Origin of the sequence: Sphingomonas sp. CCH15-F11, assembly GCF_001557005.1 — a bacterium.
In the GTDB taxonomy this organism is placed as follows: Bacteria; Pseudomonadota; Alphaproteobacteria; order Sphingomonadales; family Sphingomonadaceae; genus Sphingomonas.
The window spans coordinates 1-17,500 of sequence record NZ_LSKG01000111.1 but is presented as its reverse complement, the minus strand read 5'-3'; the positions used below and the strand labels follow the sequence as shown (position 1 = coordinate 17,500).

The window sequence follows — 17,500 nt, the reverse complement described above, 5'->3', positions numbered from 1 at the left end:
TCGTGCAGGATGAACCCTTCGAGCGGATCGACATCCTCGTGCCAAGGCTGCTTGTTCAGCACGCGCATCGTGTCGGCATAGCCACGTTCCCAACGCGCGCGGATCGACGCTTCGCTGAAATCGATATCCTTGGAATGGTCTTCGCCATAAAGCGGCGGCGCGAGCAGGCGGACGACGTGCATCCGCGTCACGCAGCCATAGGCGGCGAGTGCGGCCACTTCGGGAGTCTGGCGCTGATCGGGCGGGAGCCGGTCGACCAGGTCGGAAATCACATGGCGCAGCTTGTGGATCTGGCGCTGGCGAAAAATGTGCGCGTCCGACCGGCTGGCATATTGGATGTCCTTCTGCCGAGTGATGACCTTCCAGATCGTGTCGGGCTCGGTTCCCTGGGGATTCCAGATGTGGACCGCGAAGACCAGGCTGCTGCGCCGCGGATGATCGTCGAACACCGCTTCGACCGGGGTATTGGATACGATGCCGCCGTCCCAGAACAGCTCGCCGTCGATTCGGATCGCCGGAAACGCCGGCGGCAGCGCGCCCGATGCCAGGATGTGCTTGAGCTCAAGCGGGGTGTCGCGGCTGTCGAAATAGCGCATCACCCCCGTCGCCACCGCCGCCGCGCCGACCGTGATGCGCGGGGCACCGCGGTTGAGCAGGTCGAAGTCGATCAGCTCGCTGAGCGTCGCGGCAAGCGGCGCGGTGGAATAATAGCCGGCATCCTCCGGCCCGAGCGGCGTATGCGCGCCGAAGAATGCGAGCGGGTTGGGCGTGAAGAAGCCCGGCAGGCCCCCGGTCACGGTGGCGGCATAACCGCCAAGCGCGCCGAGCATCGGCCAGCCGTTCAGCATTTCCGTCCACGGGCCATAGCGCACCCGCTTCCAGAATTCGGTGATCCGGTCGAGCCGGTCGCTGGGCGGGCTGCCAGCGATCAGGGCTGCGTTGATCGCGCCGATCGATGTGCCGATGACCCAGTCCGGCGCGATGCCGGCTTCGTGCATCGCCTGATACACGCCCGCCTGGTACGCGCCGAGTGCGCCGCCGCCCTGCAGCACCAGCACCACCTGGCCACAGGCATCGGGGATGCGGACCGGGCCGTGGGGCGGCACCGCGGTCGCGGCAGAATCATGGGGCGTTTTCATGGTCATCCCTCACGCGTTTCAAGCCATTAGCGTACTCCTGCTCGCACTCGCAGCACCAATATCCGAAAGCTATCGAAACGATGCGATCATGGCATTGTGCATCGCACAAAGTAGACGGCACTCTGGCCGGCGATGCGGGGTATGTCGCCTCGCCTGGAATGGAGGGTTCCAATGAAACTCACGCTTTTGAGCCTGCGCGGCGCGCTGACCGCCGGACTTCTGGTCGGGTTCGGTGCGGCCCCGGCGGTCGCCGGCACCTGCCCGGCGGGCAAGGCGGGCATAGACGTGATGAAGCCGTCGGACGCACCGGCGAGCGGCGTCACCGACACGGTGCTGTCGTCGATCGATCTGGCAAAGGAGCCGGTCGCCGTCGACGGCCGGATGCTGCGGCTGCGCCGGCTGACGGTCGCGCCGGGCGGCGTCGTCCCCTATCACAGCCACGGCAACCGGCCGGCGATCATCCATGTCGTGTCGGGCACGATCACCGAATATGCCAGCACCTGCGCGGTGCCGATCGTTCACAAGGCCGGCGAGAGCGTCGCCGAACTCAACAAGACGTCGCATTGGTGGCGCAACACCGGCAAGGTGCCGGTCGTGCTGCTTGCCAGCGACTTCTTCCCGGTCGACGGCGATCCGAAGGCGATGTGATCGCGGGCGGCGGCCGCAACCGGCCGTCGCGCCATCCAGAGGGAAACGTCATGCCGATGATGTCGCGCGACCAGGTGCCGTCCTGGTTCATCGCCGGGATGGCGATCGTCACGCTGATCGATCTGTTTGCGACGCAGGCGATCCTGCCCGCGATCGCGGCGCGATTTTCCGTCGCGCCGGCGACCGCGGGCATTGCCGTCAACGCCAGCACGCTGGGCATGGCGGCCGGCGGACTGGCGATCGGCCTGCTGGGCGACCGGGTTGATCGCCGTCGCGGCGTCGTCATCGCGCTGGCACTGCTCACGATTCCGACCGCGTTGCTGGCGATCGCGCCCAATCTGGTCGCATTCGGCCTGTTGCGGATCGCACAGGGTGTGTTGATGTCGATCGCCTTTGCCCTGGCGGTCGCGTTTCTGGGCGAACGCTGGGGCGGCATGCGCACGGCGGGCGCGATGGCGGCCTATGTCACCGGCAATATCGCCAGCAACCTGCTGGGCCGCGTCACCGCGTCGGTCGGGGTCAGCGTTTTCGGATCGCACAACAGTTTTCTCCTGTTCGCCGCGGTAAACCTGGCCGGCGCGGTCTGGGTCGCGCAGATGCTGAAGCGGGTCGGCGCGCCGGAGGCGGTCGGCCCCGCAATGCCGGGGATGTCGGTGTCGCTGCTGCGCGACGCGCGACTATTCTGCGCGCTGCTGGTCGGGTTCATGCTGCTGTTCGCATTTATCGGCGTGTTCACCTTTGTCGGCTTTGAACTGGTCAAGCCGCATCTCGCGCTGTCGATGGCGCAATCCAGCTTCGTCTATCTGGTCTTCGTGCCGTCGATTTTCCTGACGACGCGTTTCGGGCAGCTGGCGGGTCGCATCGGGGTCGACCGTGCGATGATCGTCGCGCTGGCGGTGGCGCTAGTCGGGCTGGTCTTCATGATCCCCCAGACGTTCGTCGCGTTGATGGCGGGCCTGACCCTGTTCGCGGTCGGCACCTTCGGCGCGCAGGCGATCGCCACCGGCCATGTCGCGCGGGTCGGTGCCGCCAATCGCGCGCAGGCGAGCGGGGCCTATCTCGCCGCCTATTTTACCGGGGGGCTGGTCGGCACGCTGTTGCTGGGGCTGGTCTATGCCCGGGCGGGCTGGCTCGCGGTGATTGCGTCATCGGCGGCGGCGCTGGTCATCGCTGCGCTCGGGGCGCTGCGCTTCGTCGATTCGCGGACGATGACTGCCGCACCGGAGATGGGCTGAACGCGCTCCAAGGGGAGGGTGGCTGGATCAGTCGCCGGGACGGGCGAGCTGCTCCTCGATCTCGGCATAGGCGGAACGCTTGCCCGGGGCGAGCGGCGCGTCGGTCACGAAATAGACGACCCCGTCATCATTTTCGGGATCGATCCACAACCCCGACAACAGCCCATAGGCATCGCCGGCATGCCCGAACCGGCGCACCCCGTCGCCGAACGGATCGTCGCGACAGCCGGGCGCGGGGGTGGCGAGCGTGGCGGCCGCCAGGCCATAGCTGCACATGAAACCGCTGTCGGGGGCGTCGGGCTCGGTATCGCTGCCGGTCAGCCCTTCGCCGGCCCCGTGCATCCATTGCGGGCGGATCATCTCGCGCACCGATTTCGCGCTGAGCAACCTGACGCCGTCGACCTCGCCGTGGCGGAGGAGGAGTCGACCGATCCGCGCCAGCCCGCGCGCCGAGATGCGCAGGCCCCCCTGGGGCGAGAAGATCGCGCCATTGCGCCCGGGCTGCCAGCGCGACAGATCACAGCTGCCGTCGCGCGCCGGTGTAACGGGGCATTCGGGCCGCCCGCCCTGATGATCGTCGCGCACCGGCTTGCGGTCACGGTACAGCACGACCGCGCGCGCCGTCGTCGCGTCGCTGCAGCTGGCCCAGTTGTAGCACCCGTCGATGCCCAGCGGGCGGAGCACGAGCCGGTCCATCAGGCGGTCGAACCGCTCTCCGGTCGCGCGCTCCATCACGGCGGCGATGACCGGGAAGCTCAGATTGGCGTAGCGGAAATAGCTGCCCGGCGGGTGCGCGGCATCCCAGGCGCCGGGATCGGCGAGCACGGAGGCCAAATCGGCGTCGAGCGGCAGGACATAATCGATCCCGTCGGTGATGCCGGCGCGATGCGACAACAGCAGGCGCAGCGTCACCGGCCGGTCGGGAAAGGCGGGGTTGCGCACCCGCCAGCCCAGCACGTCGTCGACATCGGCGTCGAGGTCGAGCGTCCCCGCCTCGACCAGGCGCATCACCGCGATCGCGACGACGAGTTTCGAGATCGACGCGACGCGGACCGGGTCGTCCGCCGTCACCGGTCGCCGGGTCGCGAGATCCGCGAAGCCGCTGGTCGTCACCTCATTCTCGCCGTTCCGGTCGAACGTGACCCGTACGGTGGCCACGGGATGTCTGGCCTCGGCCGGGGCGGGGGCGACCTGCGCGGCCGGCAGCGTCAGGAGAAGGGCGATCGCGGAAAGGGGCATCATGCGTCAGCTTAGCTCGTCATCGCGCCCAGGCAATCGGCGTTGCGCATCAGGGTCGCGGCCAGGCGCGGGATCGTTTCCGTTTGGCGATCCATAACCGCTCGTCATGGCGCGCGGGCCGGGCTCGGCGCGCTTCTCCCGAGACCGGACCCTGCTGCCTGCGCGCGAAATCGGGAAATCGTGCACGCCCTGGCGGTCGGTGCGCGAAGCCCGGTGCGCGGCGAGGCGGTTCGGCGGCGCTCGCGCCGCAAAGGTCGGTGCTTGACCCCGCACCCGAGACAATGGTTCTTCGGGCGATGATGACGCCCCCTGCCTCGCATAGCCAGACGTGACCGATCACGCGCTGACCGCCGATCCTGCCACGGCATCGGGCCGCGTGCCGCTGCGCCGGATGGCGCTGTACGGCATGCTGGGTTTTTCCGCCGGGCTGCCCTTCTACATGTTTTCGACCGTGCTCGCGCTGCGGCTGACCGAACATGGCGTCGGGCTGGTCGTCATCGGCTTCTTCGCCTGGGTGACGTTGCTCCCGACCTTCAAGTTCCTGTGGGCGCCATTGCTCGATCGTTACGACGTGCCCGGCTTCGGGCGCTATTGGGGCAAAAGGCGGGGCTGGATCATGCTGTCGCAGCTCGGCATCTTCACCGCGATGGCGGCGATGGCGCTGACCTCCGGCGATGCGAGCCTGGGCATCACCGCGCTGTTCGCGGTGCTGCTCGCCTTCTGGACGACGACGCTCGAGGTTGCGGCCGATGCCTGGCGTATCGAGCTCGCGCCCACCCAGGATGAACAGGGGCCGATCGTCGCCGCCAATCTTTGGGGGTATCGCAGCGCGATGGTCGCGGCGGGCAGCGGTGCGCTGCTGATCGCGGACGGCACCGGCTGGACGGCGGCCTATCTGGCGATTGCGGTCGCGGCGTTTGCTCCCTTCCCGCTGCTGGTCGCCATGCGTGCGGACGAGGAAGGTGGCCGACAGGCGGGCAATCGCTGGTCGGCGCTGGTGGCGGGGCTGGTGGCGAGCATCGTGATCCTCGCGATCGCGTGCGTCGTGACTGCCGGCATCGGCTGGCTGTTGCTCGGCGCGGCGGCGGGGATCGGCATCACCGCCGACACCAATGTCACCCCCTATGTGCTGGCGATCTGCATGCTGCCGTTCGTGGCGATGGCGCTGGCGGTGCCGCGCCTTCGCCAATTGCCGTTCAGCCATCCGGCGCGACGATCGGCGGTGATCGGGCCCTATGTCGATTTCTTCTGGCGCTATGCCTATGGCGCGATCGTCCTCATGGCGTTCGTGTCGATCTATCGGATGGGCGACGTGCTGGCGTTGCAGCTTTCCAAGCCGATGATCCGGGGGCTCGGCTATTCGTTGAGCGAGATCGGCCGGGCCGACAGCATCGTCGCGCTCCTCGCCAGCATGATCGGCGTCGGGCTTGGCGGGTGGATGGTGACGCGCTGGCCGATGGGACGGTCGCTCGCGATCGGCGCGGTATTCGCGGCGCTCGGCAATTTCGGTTTTGTCTGGCTGGCATATCAGGTCCCGACCGAGCCGATGCTGTATCTGGCCACCGCCGCCGACCAGTTCGGCAACGGCATGGCCGGCGCGGTGTACGTCGTTTACCTCTCGCTGCTGGTCAACCCGCGCTACCCCGGCGCGCAATATGCGTTCCTGTCAGGCTTTACCTTTCTGCTGCCGCGCCTGCTCGCGGGTGCGGGGGGCGGCATGGTCCAGTCAATCGGCTACAACAACTTCTTCGCATTGTCCGGGGCGGTCAGCCTGGCTGCCATCGCCTTCCTGCCGGTGATCACGCGCCTTCGCCCCCGGCCCGACGACCATCCGGAGGCGGTGGCCGGGTGATCGCGCAGCTTGCCGATGCGGCGTTCGCGCCCGCCCGCGCCAGCGTGGAGGCAGGGCGTATTCCCGGCGCGACCCTGGGCATCGTCAGCGCCGACGGTCGCCGCGCGGTGCGCCTGACCGGGCTCGCGGCGCGGGTGCCCGAACCGGAGGCGCTGACGATCGACCACTGGTTCGACCTTGCGTCGGTCAGCAAGGTGATCGCGACGACGATGATGATCCTCTCGCTCGCCGAACAGGGGCGGATCGACCTCGACCGGCCGCTGACCGATGCGATTCCCGATCTGCGCCAGTACGACGTCGCCCATGCCGCGGAACGCCGGCTGACCTTCCGCGATTGTCTCGCGCACCGCACCTTCCTGCCCGCGGTCGAGCCGATCTATACCTATGGCGACGATCCGGCCCGGCTGCGCGCCTTCATCCTCCAGCGCGAGTGGCGGCAGGGCCCGGCGGTCTATTCCGACATCAACTACCTGTTGCTCGGCATCGCGATCGAGCGGGTGACGGGCGCGCCGCTGTCCGCCTGGCCGCTGGGCGAGGGGCTGAGTTACGGCCCGCCGCCGGGGCCGGCGGTGGCGACCGAGCATTGCCGCTGGCGTGACCGCGTGCTGAAGGGCGAGGTGCATGATGAGAATGCCGCCGCACTGGGGGGCGCGCCGGGCCATGCCGGGCTGTTCGGCACGGTCGCCGGGGTGCTCGACTTCGCCGCCGGGCTGCTCGACGGGACGGGCGCGTCGCCCTTCGTGCTGGACGCGATCCGCACGCGCGTAGCAGGGGACCGCACCTGCGGCTGGGAGCGGCGCTTTGCCGGCTGGTCGGGGGGTGATGCCTGTTCGGACGCGACGATCGGGCACACCGGCTTTACCGGCACTGGCCTCTGGATCGACTTCGATCGCGGGCTCGCCTGGACACTGCTGACCAATCGCGTGCACCCGTCGCGCCATTTCGACAGCGGCATCTTCACGCTGCGCCCGGCGACGGGCGATGCGCTGATCGCGGCGTGGGACGACGCGGTCTAGGTCGTCGCTGATCCTTGTTCAGTTCGCCTCGGCGATCGCCACCAGTGCGGCATCCATTGCCGGGGTCGCGCTTCCGCCCGCCGGCACGTCGTTGGCGAAGAGCGCGAAGGTCAGCATCCGGCCGCTGCGCGCGACCAGATAGCCCGACAGCGCCGATGTCGCGTTGAGCGACCCTGTCTTGGCAAAAACGCGTCCTTCCAGCGGCGTGCCCTTGAACCGGCGTGCCAGGGTGCCGTCGACCCCGCCGACGGGCAACGTCGCGCGCCAGGTCGCGCCCCATGATTGCCCCTCGATCCAGCGCAGCAGCGCGACGGTGCCGCGCGGGGTCATCCGGTTATAGGTCGACATGCCCGACCCATCGGACAACGCGATCGCATCCGCCGCCACGCTCGCGCGGGCCAGCATCGCACGCACCGCCGCCTGTCCGTCGGCGATCGATCCGGTGCCGGCGACGCGGCCGATCCGGCGCAGCATCAACTCGGCATGGACGTTCTGGCTGACCTTGTTGATCGTCGTCGCATCCTCGGTCAGCGGGGGCAGGGCGGTGACCGCGATAGCCGGCTGATCGGGTGCGCGGGGCGGGGGCGCGTTGCCGCGTCGCGCCGGATCGTCGCCAGCGTCGGCGGGGCGATAGCGCGACACGATCTCGCCCGTGATGCGCACGCCACGCGCCTTCAGCATTTCGGCCAGCCGCCACGCCGCATAATGCGCGGGATCGTCGACCCCGACCCGCAGCGTCTCCGGCGCGGCGGCGCTGCCGATCGTACCGGTGATGCGCAGGACGCGCCGGTTGGGCGCGCGGTCATAGCTGAGATCGACCTGATCGCCAGGAACGGTCACGGCGCGGTTGTCGATCGTGAAATAGCCCGATCCGCCGATCGCCGGCGGCTGGCCCGGCCCGCCGGGCGTCACGGTCAGCGCGGTTTCATGGTCGTCGATGCCCAGCGCGGCGATTCCCGTGCCCGAGCGCGTCGGGATGTTGTTCCAGCTCATCCCCGGCGACCAGCGTTCGTCGGGGAAATAGCTGGCGTCGCCGACCACGTCGCCGACGATGCGAGCGCGCGCCGCGACGGCATCGGCGAGCTCGCTCAGGCAAACGCGCGCGCAGTCCGGCGCGCTCGACAGGAACGGATCGCCGCGCCCCTCCAGCACGACGTCACTGATCCCGCCAGCGCGCGGCGACAGGCGCACCCGCGTGCCCGCCGCCTGGTCGGCGCGGTCGATGGCGGGCAAGGTCGCAAAGGCGGCGGCGGTGGTCACGATCTTGGTATTGGACGCCGGGATGAAACGCTGGCCGGCGTTGATCGCCACGATCTCACGCCCGTCCGGGTCAACCACGAGCAGGCCGAAGCGGGTACCGGGCGGCGCCCCGGCGAACACGCGTTCGACCTGCACGGCCAGCGGCGGCGGGTCCTGCGCGACCGCCACGCCGGTCATGGCCAGCACGCCGATGATCAGCAGGCCGCGGCCGCCCCTCATGCCGCGTTCGCCGCGCGGTAGATATCGGCATCCAGCTCGCCCTCCCAGCGCGCGACGGTGGTCGCGACGACCAGATTGGCGCTCGCGCTCGGCACGGTGCGTGTCATGTCGAGCAGCCGGTCGAACGGCAGCACGAAGCCGACGACCAGTGCGGTCTGTTCAGGTGCGACGCCCGCCGCCGACATGACCGCCGCCAGCATGAACAGCGACGCCGACGGCACCGGCGCGGTGCCGAACGCGGCGAGCGCACCGGTCAGCAGCACGACGCCATAGGTTTCCGGGGTCAGCGGCGTGCCGAGCGCCTGCAGCGCGAACATGCTGAGCAGACCCACATACATGGCTGTGCCGTCCTTGCCGATGCTGGCGCCCAGCGGCAGCACGGTCGAAAAGACGGGCCGCGCGATGCCCAGATTGCGTTCGGCCACCCGCATCGCGACGGGCAGCGTGGCCGAGCTCGACGCCGTCGAGAAGGCGACGACCAGCGCGTCGACGATGCCGCGATAGAAGGGGAGAACGGGCAGGCGCGCGATCACCCGCAGGATCAGGCTGTGGACGATCAGCAGCTGGATCGCGGAGCCCGCGACCACCGCCAGCGCCAGCCAGCCGACATTGACGAACACCGCCGCGCCATTCGCGGTGACCGCATTGGCGATCAGCGCGAAGACCCCGAACGGCGTCGCCTCCATGACGATGCCGACGATGCGCAGCAGCACCGCCGACAGCGACTGGAGCAGGTCGGCGAATGGCTTGCCGGGCGCACCCGCGACGACGGTGCCGACCCCGGTCAGGATCGCGACGAAGATCAGCGCCAGCATGTCGCCCTTTGCCAGCGCGTCGACGATATTGACCGGGATGATCCCGATCAGCTGCTGATAGGGCGTGACCGGATCACCCAGCACATGGGCCGTGGCCCGCCCGATCGGCGCGCCGATCCCCGGCCCGATCAGGCTGGCGACCAGCATTCCGACCGAAACGGCGATGGCGGTCGTCATCGCGAACAGGGCGATGGTGCGGCCACCCAGCCCACCCAGTCGCTTGGGATCGGCCAGCGACGTGATGCCGGCGGCGATCGTGATGAGGACAATCGGTGCGACCAGCATCCGGATGGCGCGGACGAACAACTCACCGATGAACGCGACCGCCGGCGTGCCTGCGGGCCAGATCAGGGCAAAGGCGACGCCCAGCACCAGCGCGCCGAGCACGCGTTGCCACAGGGGGATGGCGAACCACGCACGCGCCATCAGGTCGCGATGCCGTTCGCCGCGTCCGTTTCGGTCATTCCGTCCCCCCAGAAGCCCGGTTGCGGCGGCAACATGATCCCGTGCCGGTCGGTGACGCCGCCGGGCCGATCCTCCCGGAGCCAGACCGGCCCGTCAAGGTCGACGAAGGCACAGCGACCCGCAATGTGCAGCGCGGGCGCGATCGACAGCGAGGACGAGATCATGCACCCGGTCATCAGCGTCAGGCCCCGTGCCTGCGCCGCGTCGGCCAGCGCGATTGCAGCGGTCAGTCCGCCGGTCTTGTCCAGCTTGATGTTGACCGCCTGATACCGCCCGGCGATCCGGTCGAGATCGTCGGCGACGTGCACCGCTTCGTCGGCACAGATCGGCACGGCCGGCGTGAAGCCCGCGAGCCAGGCGTCGGCATCCGCCGCCACCGGCTGTTCGACCAGATCGGTGCCGAGTTCGACCAACGGCAGCTGCATTGCGCGGAGCAGTTCCTCGTCCCAGCTTTCGTTGGGGTCGACGATCAGCCGCGGGCCCGGTGCAGCGGCGCGCACTGCGCGCAATCGCGCGACCGGATCGTCGGCATCGACCTTGACCTTGATCAGCGGCGCGCCGGCGACCTTGGCGGCGGCGGCGGCCATCGCGTCGGGCGTGTCGATCCCGATGGTGAGCGCGCTGGCGGTCGGCCCCGGTGGTGCCACGCCCGTCAGCTCGGCGACGGATCGACCGCGAGCGCGGGCCTCGAGGTCCCAGAGCGCGCAATCGACCGCATTTCGCGCCGCGCCCGGCGGCATCAATGCCAGCAGGTCATGCGGGCCTGCGCCTGCCTCGATCGCCGGCCGGACACGGTCGATCGCGGCGAGCGCGGCGTCGATCGATTCGCCGTAGCGGGCATAGGGCACCCCCTCGCCACGCCCGACATGGCTGCCGTCGCGCACCGTGACCGTCACGACTTCGGCGACGGTCTTGACCCCGCGGGCGATGCGGAAGGGCCGGGCTAGCGCGAAGCGATCGTGCTGCGCGCGTAGGGTGCGTGGCATAGGAGCTCGTCGATGATCGCGTCGACCCCGAAGGCGATCGGGTCGGTGCAGGGCAGGCCGATGCGATCCGCGGTCGCGTGGCACAGGCGTTGCGCCTCGCCACGGTCCATCGCCGAGGTGTTGAGACAGATGCCGACCGCACGTACCGCCGGGCTGGTCAGGCGCGCAACGTTGAGGTTGGCGGCGAGGCATTCGGCCAGGTCCGGCAGCGCGCGGCCGGGCAATCCGCGCATGAACGGGCGCGACGGATCGTGGCACATCACGATCGCCTCGGGCTGCGCGCCGTGGAGCAGGCCCGTCGAAACCCCGGCAAAGGACGGGTGGAACAGCGAGCCCTGGCCCTCGATCACGTCCCAGCCGTCATCGTCGCGCGCGGGTGCCAGCTGCTCGATCGCGCCGGCGATGAAATCGGCGACCACGGCATCGACCGGGACACCCGCGCCCGCGATGAGGATGCCGGTCTGGCCGGTCGCGCGGAAATCGGCGGGCAGGCCGCGTTCACGAAGCGCCTGGGTCAGCGCGAGCGAGGCATACATCTTGCCGACCGAACAATCGGTGCCGACGGTCAGCAGCCGGTGGCCCGCCCGCGCCTCGCCGGTACCGACCGGCAGGCCCGGCGGCGGATCGCGCACATCGAACAGCGCGAGGCCACGCTCGGCCGCGAGCGCCGCCAGCCGGGGTTCGTCGCGCAGGCGGTGGTGCAGGCCCGATGCGACGTTCATCCCGACCTCGAGCGCCGCTGCGGCATCTTCGACCAGCGCGGCGTCCATCCGGCCGCCGGCATTGGCCACGCCCAGCACCAGCGTGCGCGCGCCCGCCATCGCGGCTTCGATCATGTTCAGGCGGGGCAGCCCCAGCGTCAGCGGACAGTCGTCGTGGCGGAATTCGCCGACGCAATCCTCGGGGCGAAACGTGGCCAGCCCCCGCGACGTCTTGATCCCGACGGGATCGGTGCTGTGACCGAGATAGAGGAGATAGGGTGCCGGGATCATCGCGAATTGACGTAACATCGGGACCGGCGGGCGCATTATAGCAAGTGCACGCGTGCCATAGATTGATGTTATGGGGCGACCATGACCTGAGCGACGGTTTTCAGGAATTCGGTCGCGAGCGCGGTCGGCGGGCGGTTCTGCAGAAACATCGCGTGGACGTCGAAGCCGATGCTCGGCTTCAACGGCCGCATCGCCAGCCCCGGTGCCATCGCCGCGCGCGCGGTGAAGCTGTCGACCACCGTGATCCCGACGCCACGGCGGACCAGTGCGGTGGCGATGTAGAAGGTCCGCGCCGAAATCACTTCGTTGAGCTCGAGCCCCAGCCGCTCGACCTCATGGGTGAAGCGCAGCCCGATCGGACCGCTCGACGCCAGGCTGATGAACGGGCGGCCGCTGAGCTGCTGCAGTTCGATTTCCTCGGGCGCGTCGGGCATGTCCTGTTCACGATAGAGCACGACCAGCGAGCCCTCGCCGAGCCGCCGGCTGCCGATCGGCGCGGCGGGCGGCACCTCGAACGCGATGGCGAGGTCGCTCTCGCGCTCATAGAGCTTGCGCAGCAGATCGTCGTGATGGATCGTCTGCAGGTCGAACTTCACATTGGGATGGCGGCGCAGGAATTCGGTGACGGCGTTCGGCAACGCATCCAACGCCAGCGAAGGCAGGGCCGATACGCGCAGCATGCCCGACACGCCGCGCTTCAGGTTGCGCCCCGCCTCACGCAGCGCGTGGACGCGATCCTGAATCTCGCCCACTTCGACGAATAGGCTGTGCGCATCCTCGGTCGCCACCAGCCGGCCGTTGGTCCGCTGGAACAACGGAAAACCGAGCAGCGATTCGGCGTGGCGCAGCGTCTTCGACACCGATGGCTGCGACACGTTGAGCGCGCGCGCCGCCGCGCTGACCGACCCGTTGACATAGACCGCGTGAAAAATCTCGATGTGGCGCAGGTTCATGCTGCCACCCTATCGTGCTTTGCACGATGCGCAATTTCCGTGCGGCGGGGTGTCAGCGCGGCGTCGCGGCAAGGGCAGCGTCCAGGGCATCGATCTGGTCCTCGCCGAACACGCGGATACCGTTGGCGGACAACAGTTCGGCGGTGATCCCCATGCCCGGAACCCGCCGCCCGGTGAAGCTGCCATCACCGATCTGAACGGAGCCGCAGGACGGGCTCCCCTGCTTCAGCAATGCGAACCGACAGCCCCGGCTGCGCGCAAGCACGAGCGCCGCGTGCGCACCGGCATCGAACGCGGCTGTCACGTCGTCGCCGGCATCATCGACCACGCGCTCGCCTTGCCGCTCGGCGGGGCGGCGCGGCACGCCGAGCCCCCCGGCCAGTTCGGGGCAGATCGTCACCAGCCGCCCTTCGCGCCGCCAGCGCTCGATCCGGGGGTCGTCGACCGTCTTCGCCGCGCCGTCATACCGCACCGGCTGGCCGAGCAGGCAGGCCGACACCAGGATGCGCGGGCGCGGCGCGGTCACAGCCAGTCGCGGATCGCCCGGTTGACTTCGTCGGGGGCCTCCCACGGTATGAAGTGGCCCGCATCCACGCGCACCAGCGTCAGGTCGAGGACCAGCGCGTCCAGCCCGTCGAGCTGGACGGGCAGCAGCGCCGCGTCGCGGACACCCCAGATGACCAGCGTGCGCTGGGTGACCGGCGGGAAAGGGGCGTGGAGAAAGGCCGGCCCGTCGCATTGCTCGTCGGTCGCCGGGACTTCGAGCGCGCTGGCGCGATACCAGTTGAGCATGGCGGTGATCGCGCCGGGTTGCGACCATTCGTCGAGATATGCGGCCTTTTCGGGGGCGAGCCGGGCAAGGTCGGCATGACGCGCGAAGGACGTGTCGAAGAACGCATCCAGGCCGATGCCTTCGATGTGCGCTTCCAGGCTGGGATTGCGGAACGCGCGGATATACTGGCTGGCGGCGCGCTGCGCAGGGTCGTGGATCAGCGTGCGCTGGAAAATGAGCGGATGGGGTGCGTTCAGGATGATGAGCTGGCTCACCCGGTCCGGCCGCTTGAGGGCAGCCATCCACGAGGCCGCGCCGCCCCAGTCGTGGCCGACAAGCGTGAAGCGATCGAGGCCGAAATGGTCGGCCAGCGCGATCAGGTCGGCGACGACCTTGTCGGGGGCATAGGCGCTGATCTCGGCCGGCTTATCCGATCGCGCAAAGCCGCGCTGATCCGGCGCGATCACGAAATGGTCGCGCGCGAATTCGGGCAGCTGGTGCCGCCAGGTGCGGTGCGATTCGGGAAAGCCGTGCAGGAAGATCATCGCCGGATGTGCCGGATCGCCGCCGGTCCACACGTCGAGCGCGACGCCGGTCGGCAGTGCGATACGGTCGTGCTTTAACTCGGACATCCCATTTCCCCCGACGGCCATGTTCGACGCCGCACGCTATGCCGACGCCCGGGCCCTCCGGCAAGCGCGGTCGGGGGGGATCAGGGATAGCTGACGGTCTTGGGCACCTCGGGGATCGGGATGAATTCCTGATCGTCGCCCGGAACCTTTGGAAAGCGATCGGCCTTCCAGTCCTCTTTGGCCTGATTGATCCGGTCGCGGCTCGACGACACGAAATTCCACCAGACGTGACGCGGCGTCGCGAACGCCTCACCCCCGCAAAGCATGACGCGTCCGCCCCGTTCGGAGCGCAGCGTCATCGCCGCACCCGGCCGCAGGACGTACAGCGTCTGCGGCTCCAGCGTCATGCCGTCGAGCGTGGCGTCGCCCATCGCGACATAGACCGCGCGTTCGTCCGCATCGGCGTCAATCGGCACCACGCCGCCCGCGTCCAGCTCGATATCGGCATAGATGGTCCCGGCATAGGTGGTGGTCGGCGCCGGCGTGCCCCACAGGCTGCCCATGATCACGCGCGCGCTCACCCCGGCACCGGTCACGATCGGCAGATCGTCGGCACCGACATGCTCGAACGCCGGGTCCATTTCCTCGAAGCGTTCGGGCAGCGCGATCCAGGTCTGGATGCCCGACAGCGCGGGCCCCTGCGCGCGCTGGTCGGCCGGCGACCGTTCGGAATGGACGATGCCATGACCGGCGGTCATCAGATTGACCGCACCGGGATCGATCCGCGCCACTGTGCCCAGCGAATCGCGATGGTCGATCGCCCCGTCGAACAGATAGGTGACGGTGGCCAGGTTGATATGCGGGTGGGGACGCACGTCGATTCCCTCGCCGACCGCCAGATGCGCCGGGCCCATCTGGTCGAAGAAGATGAACGGCCCGACCATGGTGCGCGGCCGTGAGGGCAGGGTGCGATGCACCTTGAACCCGCCCAGGTCGTGCGTGGTCGGATGGATGACGTGGATGACCGGGTCCTCAGTCACGGCAATTCCTTTCGGGCTTCACGCGTCGGCGGGGGCGGTGGCACGGATGGCGAGCGCGTGGATGCGCGTTGCGAGCAGGTCGGCGAGCGCGTGATTGACCATGCGCTGGCGTTCGACGCGCGATTTGCCGGCAAAGGCGGGGCTTTCGATCGTCACCGAAAAATGGCTCTCCCCGCTGCCGTCATCGCCCATGTGGCCGGCGTGCTGCGCGCTGTCGTTGCTGACATGCAGCCGTGTCGGGTCGAGCGCGGCGGTCAGGCGCCGGGCGATCGTGTCGGCCAGCGGGATCGCGTCGGGAATCGCGGCGGGGGCGGTGGCGGCATCGGTCATCGCGCCTATATAAGCCATTTTTGCAGAATGTGAGGGTCAGGCGTGGCGCGGGATGAGCGCAGGGAACGGCCGGGCACCCGGTTTCACGGCCGGGTCGAGGCGAACGGAAGGATGTGCGCGCATCCGGGTTGCGATCAGCCCGGCGAGTTTCGTGCGCCGCTGGCCGATGGCTTGCCGGGCGACCAGCCGGGGCGTTACCGCTGGCTGTGCCTGAAACATGTCCGCGCCTTCAATGCCGGCTACAATTATTTCGCCGGAATGACCGCAGAGGAAATCCACGACGCCCAGCGACCCTATGCCGGGTGGGAGCGCGAAACGCGCGCCTTTGCGGCGACCGGCGGTGCCGATCGCCCGCCGCGCTGGGCGGATTATTCCGACCCGATCGACGCGATCGGCGCGCGGTTCCGCGACGGGCTGGCCAACGCGCGCGCGCGCAGCGACGGCAAGCCCCTGACCCCGCAGGAGCGATCCGCACTCAAGATCCTGGGCCTAGACGCCGATTGCGACCGCCGCGCGCTGCGCCAGCGGTACAGCGAGCTCGTCCGCAAGTTCCATCCCGACCGCAATGGCGGCGACCGCAGCCACGAACGCGCGCTGCAGGCGGTGATCGAGGCGTATCAGCGGCTCAAGGGCTCACCCGCTTTCGCATAGCGCCTTGAGCTGGTCCGCGCACACGCCCCAGCCCTGCTCGAACCCCATTTCGGCGTGGCGCCGGGCCGTGTCCTCGTCCCAGTGACGCGCGGTTGCGGTATAGCGTGTGCCGTCGCCCTCGGGCGCGATTTCCCAGGATCCGAGCATGAAGGGACCTGCCGGCATGTAGCTGCCGTCGGGGGCGAGCACGAAGGCGTCGGTCGACACGAAGCGCACGCCCGGCACCACCTCCAGGAAAATGCCCTCGTGTGGGTGCACCTCTCCGTCCGGACCGTGCATGACCGTCCGGGTGCGCCCGCCCGCGCGCCAGTCCTGCTCGACGATCTCGACCCGCCAGGGCAGCGGACACCACCATTCGGTCTGGCGCCGGGTCATCGCATCCCATACCCGTTCGGGCGGTGCGGCGATGAAGCGCGTGACGCCCATTTGCCAGCCATTTTCTGCGGTTGCCGTCATCGTCTTCCTTCCTCAACCCGCAATCGCGGCTTCGATCGCGGCGACATTGATCCTGCCCATTTTTGCCATCGCGTCGAAGGCGCGCTTGGCGACGGTCGGGTCGTCATGGGTGATTGCGTCCATCAGCACGCGGGGCGTGATCTGCCACGAATGACCCCAGCGGTCCTTGCACCAGCCGCAGGCGCTTTCCTGTCCGCCGTTGCTCACGATGGCATTCCAGTAGCGGTCGGTTTCCGACTGGTCGGCGGTCAGCACCATGAAGCTGACCGCTTCGTTGGGCTTGAACAGATCGCCGCCATTCAGGCCGATGAAATCGCGACCGCACACGGTGAACTCGACCGTCATCTCGTCGCCGGCGCTGCCGCCCGGCGAATCGGACGGCTGGACGCTGGCGCGGCCGACCCGGCTGTCGGGAAAGACGCTGGCGTAGAACTCGGCGGCCCTGCGCGCCTCGCCGCGATCATACCACAGGCAGTTGACCAGCTTGCCCATGGCTCAACCCTTCCTGCTGCCGACCAGGCCGAAGACGGCGCCGGCGGGATCGGTGGCGACGAGCGAATAGTCGCCGCCCGGAATCTCGATCGGCGGCTGGACGATCCCGCCCCCGCTCGCACCGATCAGCGTGGCGGCGGCGTCGATGTCGGGCACGCGGAAGTAGAAGGTCCAGTGCGGCATCGGCACGCCGGGCATCATCGGCATCACCGCGCCGAGAATCCCCCGGCCCATCGGCGATCCGTCCGGGGCATGGCCGGTGTGGCGCAGGAACTCGTATGTTCCCATATCACCCAGCGCCATCTCGCCGTCCTTCACCCAGCCGAAGCGCGCGCCGTAAAAGGCCTTGGCCGCGGCGGGATCGCTCG

The 17,500-nt window shown here is 69.0% G+C and carries 19 protein-coding genes (1 of these 19 cut by a window edge); 5 read left to right on the top strand and 14 right to left on the bottom strand.

From position 1 onward, the window contains the following. Positions 1-1,139 carry the 5' portion of a patatin-like phospholipase family protein gene (locus AX709_RS10530; protein ID WP_066479050.1) on the bottom strand. It extends 43 nt beyond the left edge of the window, so only the first 1,139 of its 1,182 coding nucleotides appear in the window; it begins with the start codon at positions 1,137-1,139; the stop codon falls past the left edge of the window. Between the two features lie 171 nt (positions 1,140-1,310). On the opposite strand from AX709_RS10530, the gene AX709_RS10525 reads away from it, so the two are divergent. Together AX709_RS10525 and AX709_RS10520 are read left to right on the top strand one after the other, a co-directional pair. Then, positions 1,311-1,787, top strand: a complete 477-nt coding sequence (locus AX709_RS10525) for a cupin domain-containing protein (protein ID WP_156437701.1) — start codon at positions 1,311-1,313, stop codon at positions 1,785-1,787. A gap of 50 nt (positions 1,788-1,837) precedes the next feature. Continuing rightward, positions 1,838-3,022: an MFS transporter gene (locus tag AX709_RS10520; RefSeq protein WP_156454249.1), complete on the top strand. Its 1,185-nt coding sequence runs from the start codon at positions 1,838-1,840 to the stop codon at positions 3,020-3,022. A gap of 27 nt (positions 3,023-3,049) precedes the next feature. Here AX709_RS10520 and AX709_RS10515 read toward each other — a convergent pair whose 3' ends face one another. Beyond that, positions 3,050-4,264, bottom strand: coding sequence for a serine hydrolase domain-containing protein (locus tag AX709_RS10515; RefSeq protein ID WP_231727493.1), 1,215 nt, complete (start codon positions 4,262-4,264; stop codon positions 3,050-3,052). A 325-nt stretch (positions 4,265-4,589) separates the two neighbouring features. On the opposite strand from AX709_RS10515, the gene AX709_RS10510 reads away from it, so the two are divergent. Further along, complete coding sequence (locus AX709_RS10510) at positions 4,590-6,113, top strand: MFS transporter (RefSeq protein ID WP_231726198.1); 1,524 nt, start codon at positions 4,590-4,592, stop codon at positions 6,111-6,113. Next, positions 6,110-7,129 (top strand): serine hydrolase domain-containing protein, encoded by a 1,020-nt coding sequence (locus tag AX709_RS10505; RefSeq protein ID WP_066478854.1) that lies wholly within the window; start codon positions 6,110-6,112, stop codon positions 7,127-7,129. Before AX709_RS10510 ends, AX709_RS10505 begins: the two co-directional genes overlap by 4 nt. Positions 7,130-7,147: 18 nt before the next feature. Here AX709_RS10505 and dacB read toward each other — a convergent pair whose 3' ends face one another. From dacB to AX709_RS10460, 9 genes are all read right to left on the bottom strand, one after another. Next, complete coding sequence (gene dacB, locus AX709_RS10500) at positions 7,148-8,608, bottom strand: D-alanyl-D-alanine carboxypeptidase/D-alanyl-D-alanine endopeptidase (protein ID WP_066549281.1); 1,461 nt, start codon at positions 8,606-8,608, stop codon at positions 7,148-7,150. Next, a complete protein-coding gene (locus AX709_RS10495) occupies positions 8,605-9,849 on the bottom strand; it encodes a dicarboxylate/amino acid:cation symporter (protein ID WP_066549280.1) in 1,245 nt (414 codons plus the stop codon). The genes dacB and AX709_RS10495 overlap by 4 nt, the downstream gene beginning before the upstream one ends. Next, the gene (dgcA, locus tag AX709_RS10490) at positions 9,849-10,874 is read right to left on the bottom strand and encodes an N-acetyl-D-Glu racemase DgcA (RefSeq protein WP_066549279.1); all 1,026 of its coding nucleotides are present in this window, start codon (positions 10,872-10,874) and stop codon (positions 9,849-9,851) included. Before dgcA ends, AX709_RS10495 begins: the two co-directional genes overlap by 1 nt. After that, the gene (gene dgcN, locus AX709_RS10485) at positions 10,832-11,866 is read right to left on the bottom strand and encodes an N-acetyltransferase DgcN (protein ID WP_066549278.1); all 1,035 of its coding nucleotides are present in this window, start codon (positions 11,864-11,866) and stop codon (positions 10,832-10,834) included. Before dgcN ends, dgcA begins: the two co-directional genes overlap by 43 nt. 68 nt (positions 11,867-11,934) lie before the next feature. Further along, positions 11,935-12,819, bottom strand: a complete 885-nt coding sequence (locus tag AX709_RS10480) for a LysR family transcriptional regulator (RefSeq protein WP_066478834.1) — start codon at positions 12,817-12,819, stop codon at positions 11,935-11,937. Between the two features lie 52 nt (positions 12,820-12,871). Further along, the gene (locus AX709_RS10475; RefSeq protein ID WP_197419026.1) at positions 12,872-13,345 is read right to left on the bottom strand and encodes a DUF523 domain-containing protein; all 474 of its coding nucleotides are present in this window, start codon (positions 13,343-13,345) and stop codon (positions 12,872-12,874) included. Further along, a complete protein-coding gene (locus AX709_RS10470) occupies positions 13,342-14,223 on the bottom strand; it encodes an alpha/beta fold hydrolase (RefSeq protein WP_066549277.1) in 882 nt (293 codons plus the stop codon). The genes AX709_RS10475 and AX709_RS10470 overlap by 4 nt, the downstream gene beginning before the upstream one ends. A gap of 80 nt (positions 14,224-14,303) precedes the next feature. Then, entirely contained in the window at positions 14,304-15,203 is a 900-nt protein-coding gene (locus tag AX709_RS10465; protein WP_066549276.1) for a pirin family protein, read from the bottom strand. Between the two features lie 18 nt (positions 15,204-15,221). Further along, positions 15,222-15,533 (bottom strand): BolA family protein, encoded by a 312-nt coding sequence (locus AX709_RS10460; RefSeq protein WP_066479037.1) that lies wholly within the window; start codon positions 15,531-15,533, stop codon positions 15,222-15,224. Between the two features lie 42 nt (positions 15,534-15,575). On the opposite strand from AX709_RS10460, the gene AX709_RS10455 reads away from it, so the two are divergent. Next, a complete protein-coding gene (locus AX709_RS10455; protein ID WP_443026184.1) occupies positions 15,576-16,184 on the top strand; it encodes a J domain-containing protein in 609 nt (202 codons plus the stop codon). On the opposite strand, the gene AX709_RS10450 is transcribed toward AX709_RS10455, so the two are convergent. The 3 genes from AX709_RS10450 to AX709_RS18935 all read right to left on the bottom strand — a co-directional run. Next, the gene (locus tag AX709_RS10450) at positions 16,167-16,640 is read right to left on the bottom strand and encodes an SRPBCC domain-containing protein (protein WP_066549274.1); all 474 of its coding nucleotides are present in this window, start codon (positions 16,638-16,640) and stop codon (positions 16,167-16,169) included. The genes AX709_RS10455 and AX709_RS10450 overlap by 18 nt on opposite strands. Before the next feature lie 12 nt (positions 16,641-16,652). After that, positions 16,653-17,132: a VOC family protein gene (locus AX709_RS10445; RefSeq protein ID WP_066549273.1), complete on the bottom strand. Its 480-nt coding sequence runs from the start codon at positions 17,130-17,132 to the stop codon at positions 16,653-16,655. 3 nt (positions 17,133-17,135) lie between these two features. Next, a partial coding sequence (locus tag AX709_RS18935) for a VOC family protein (protein WP_443026332.1) occupies positions 17,136-17,500 on the bottom strand: 365 nt, incomplete at its 5' end.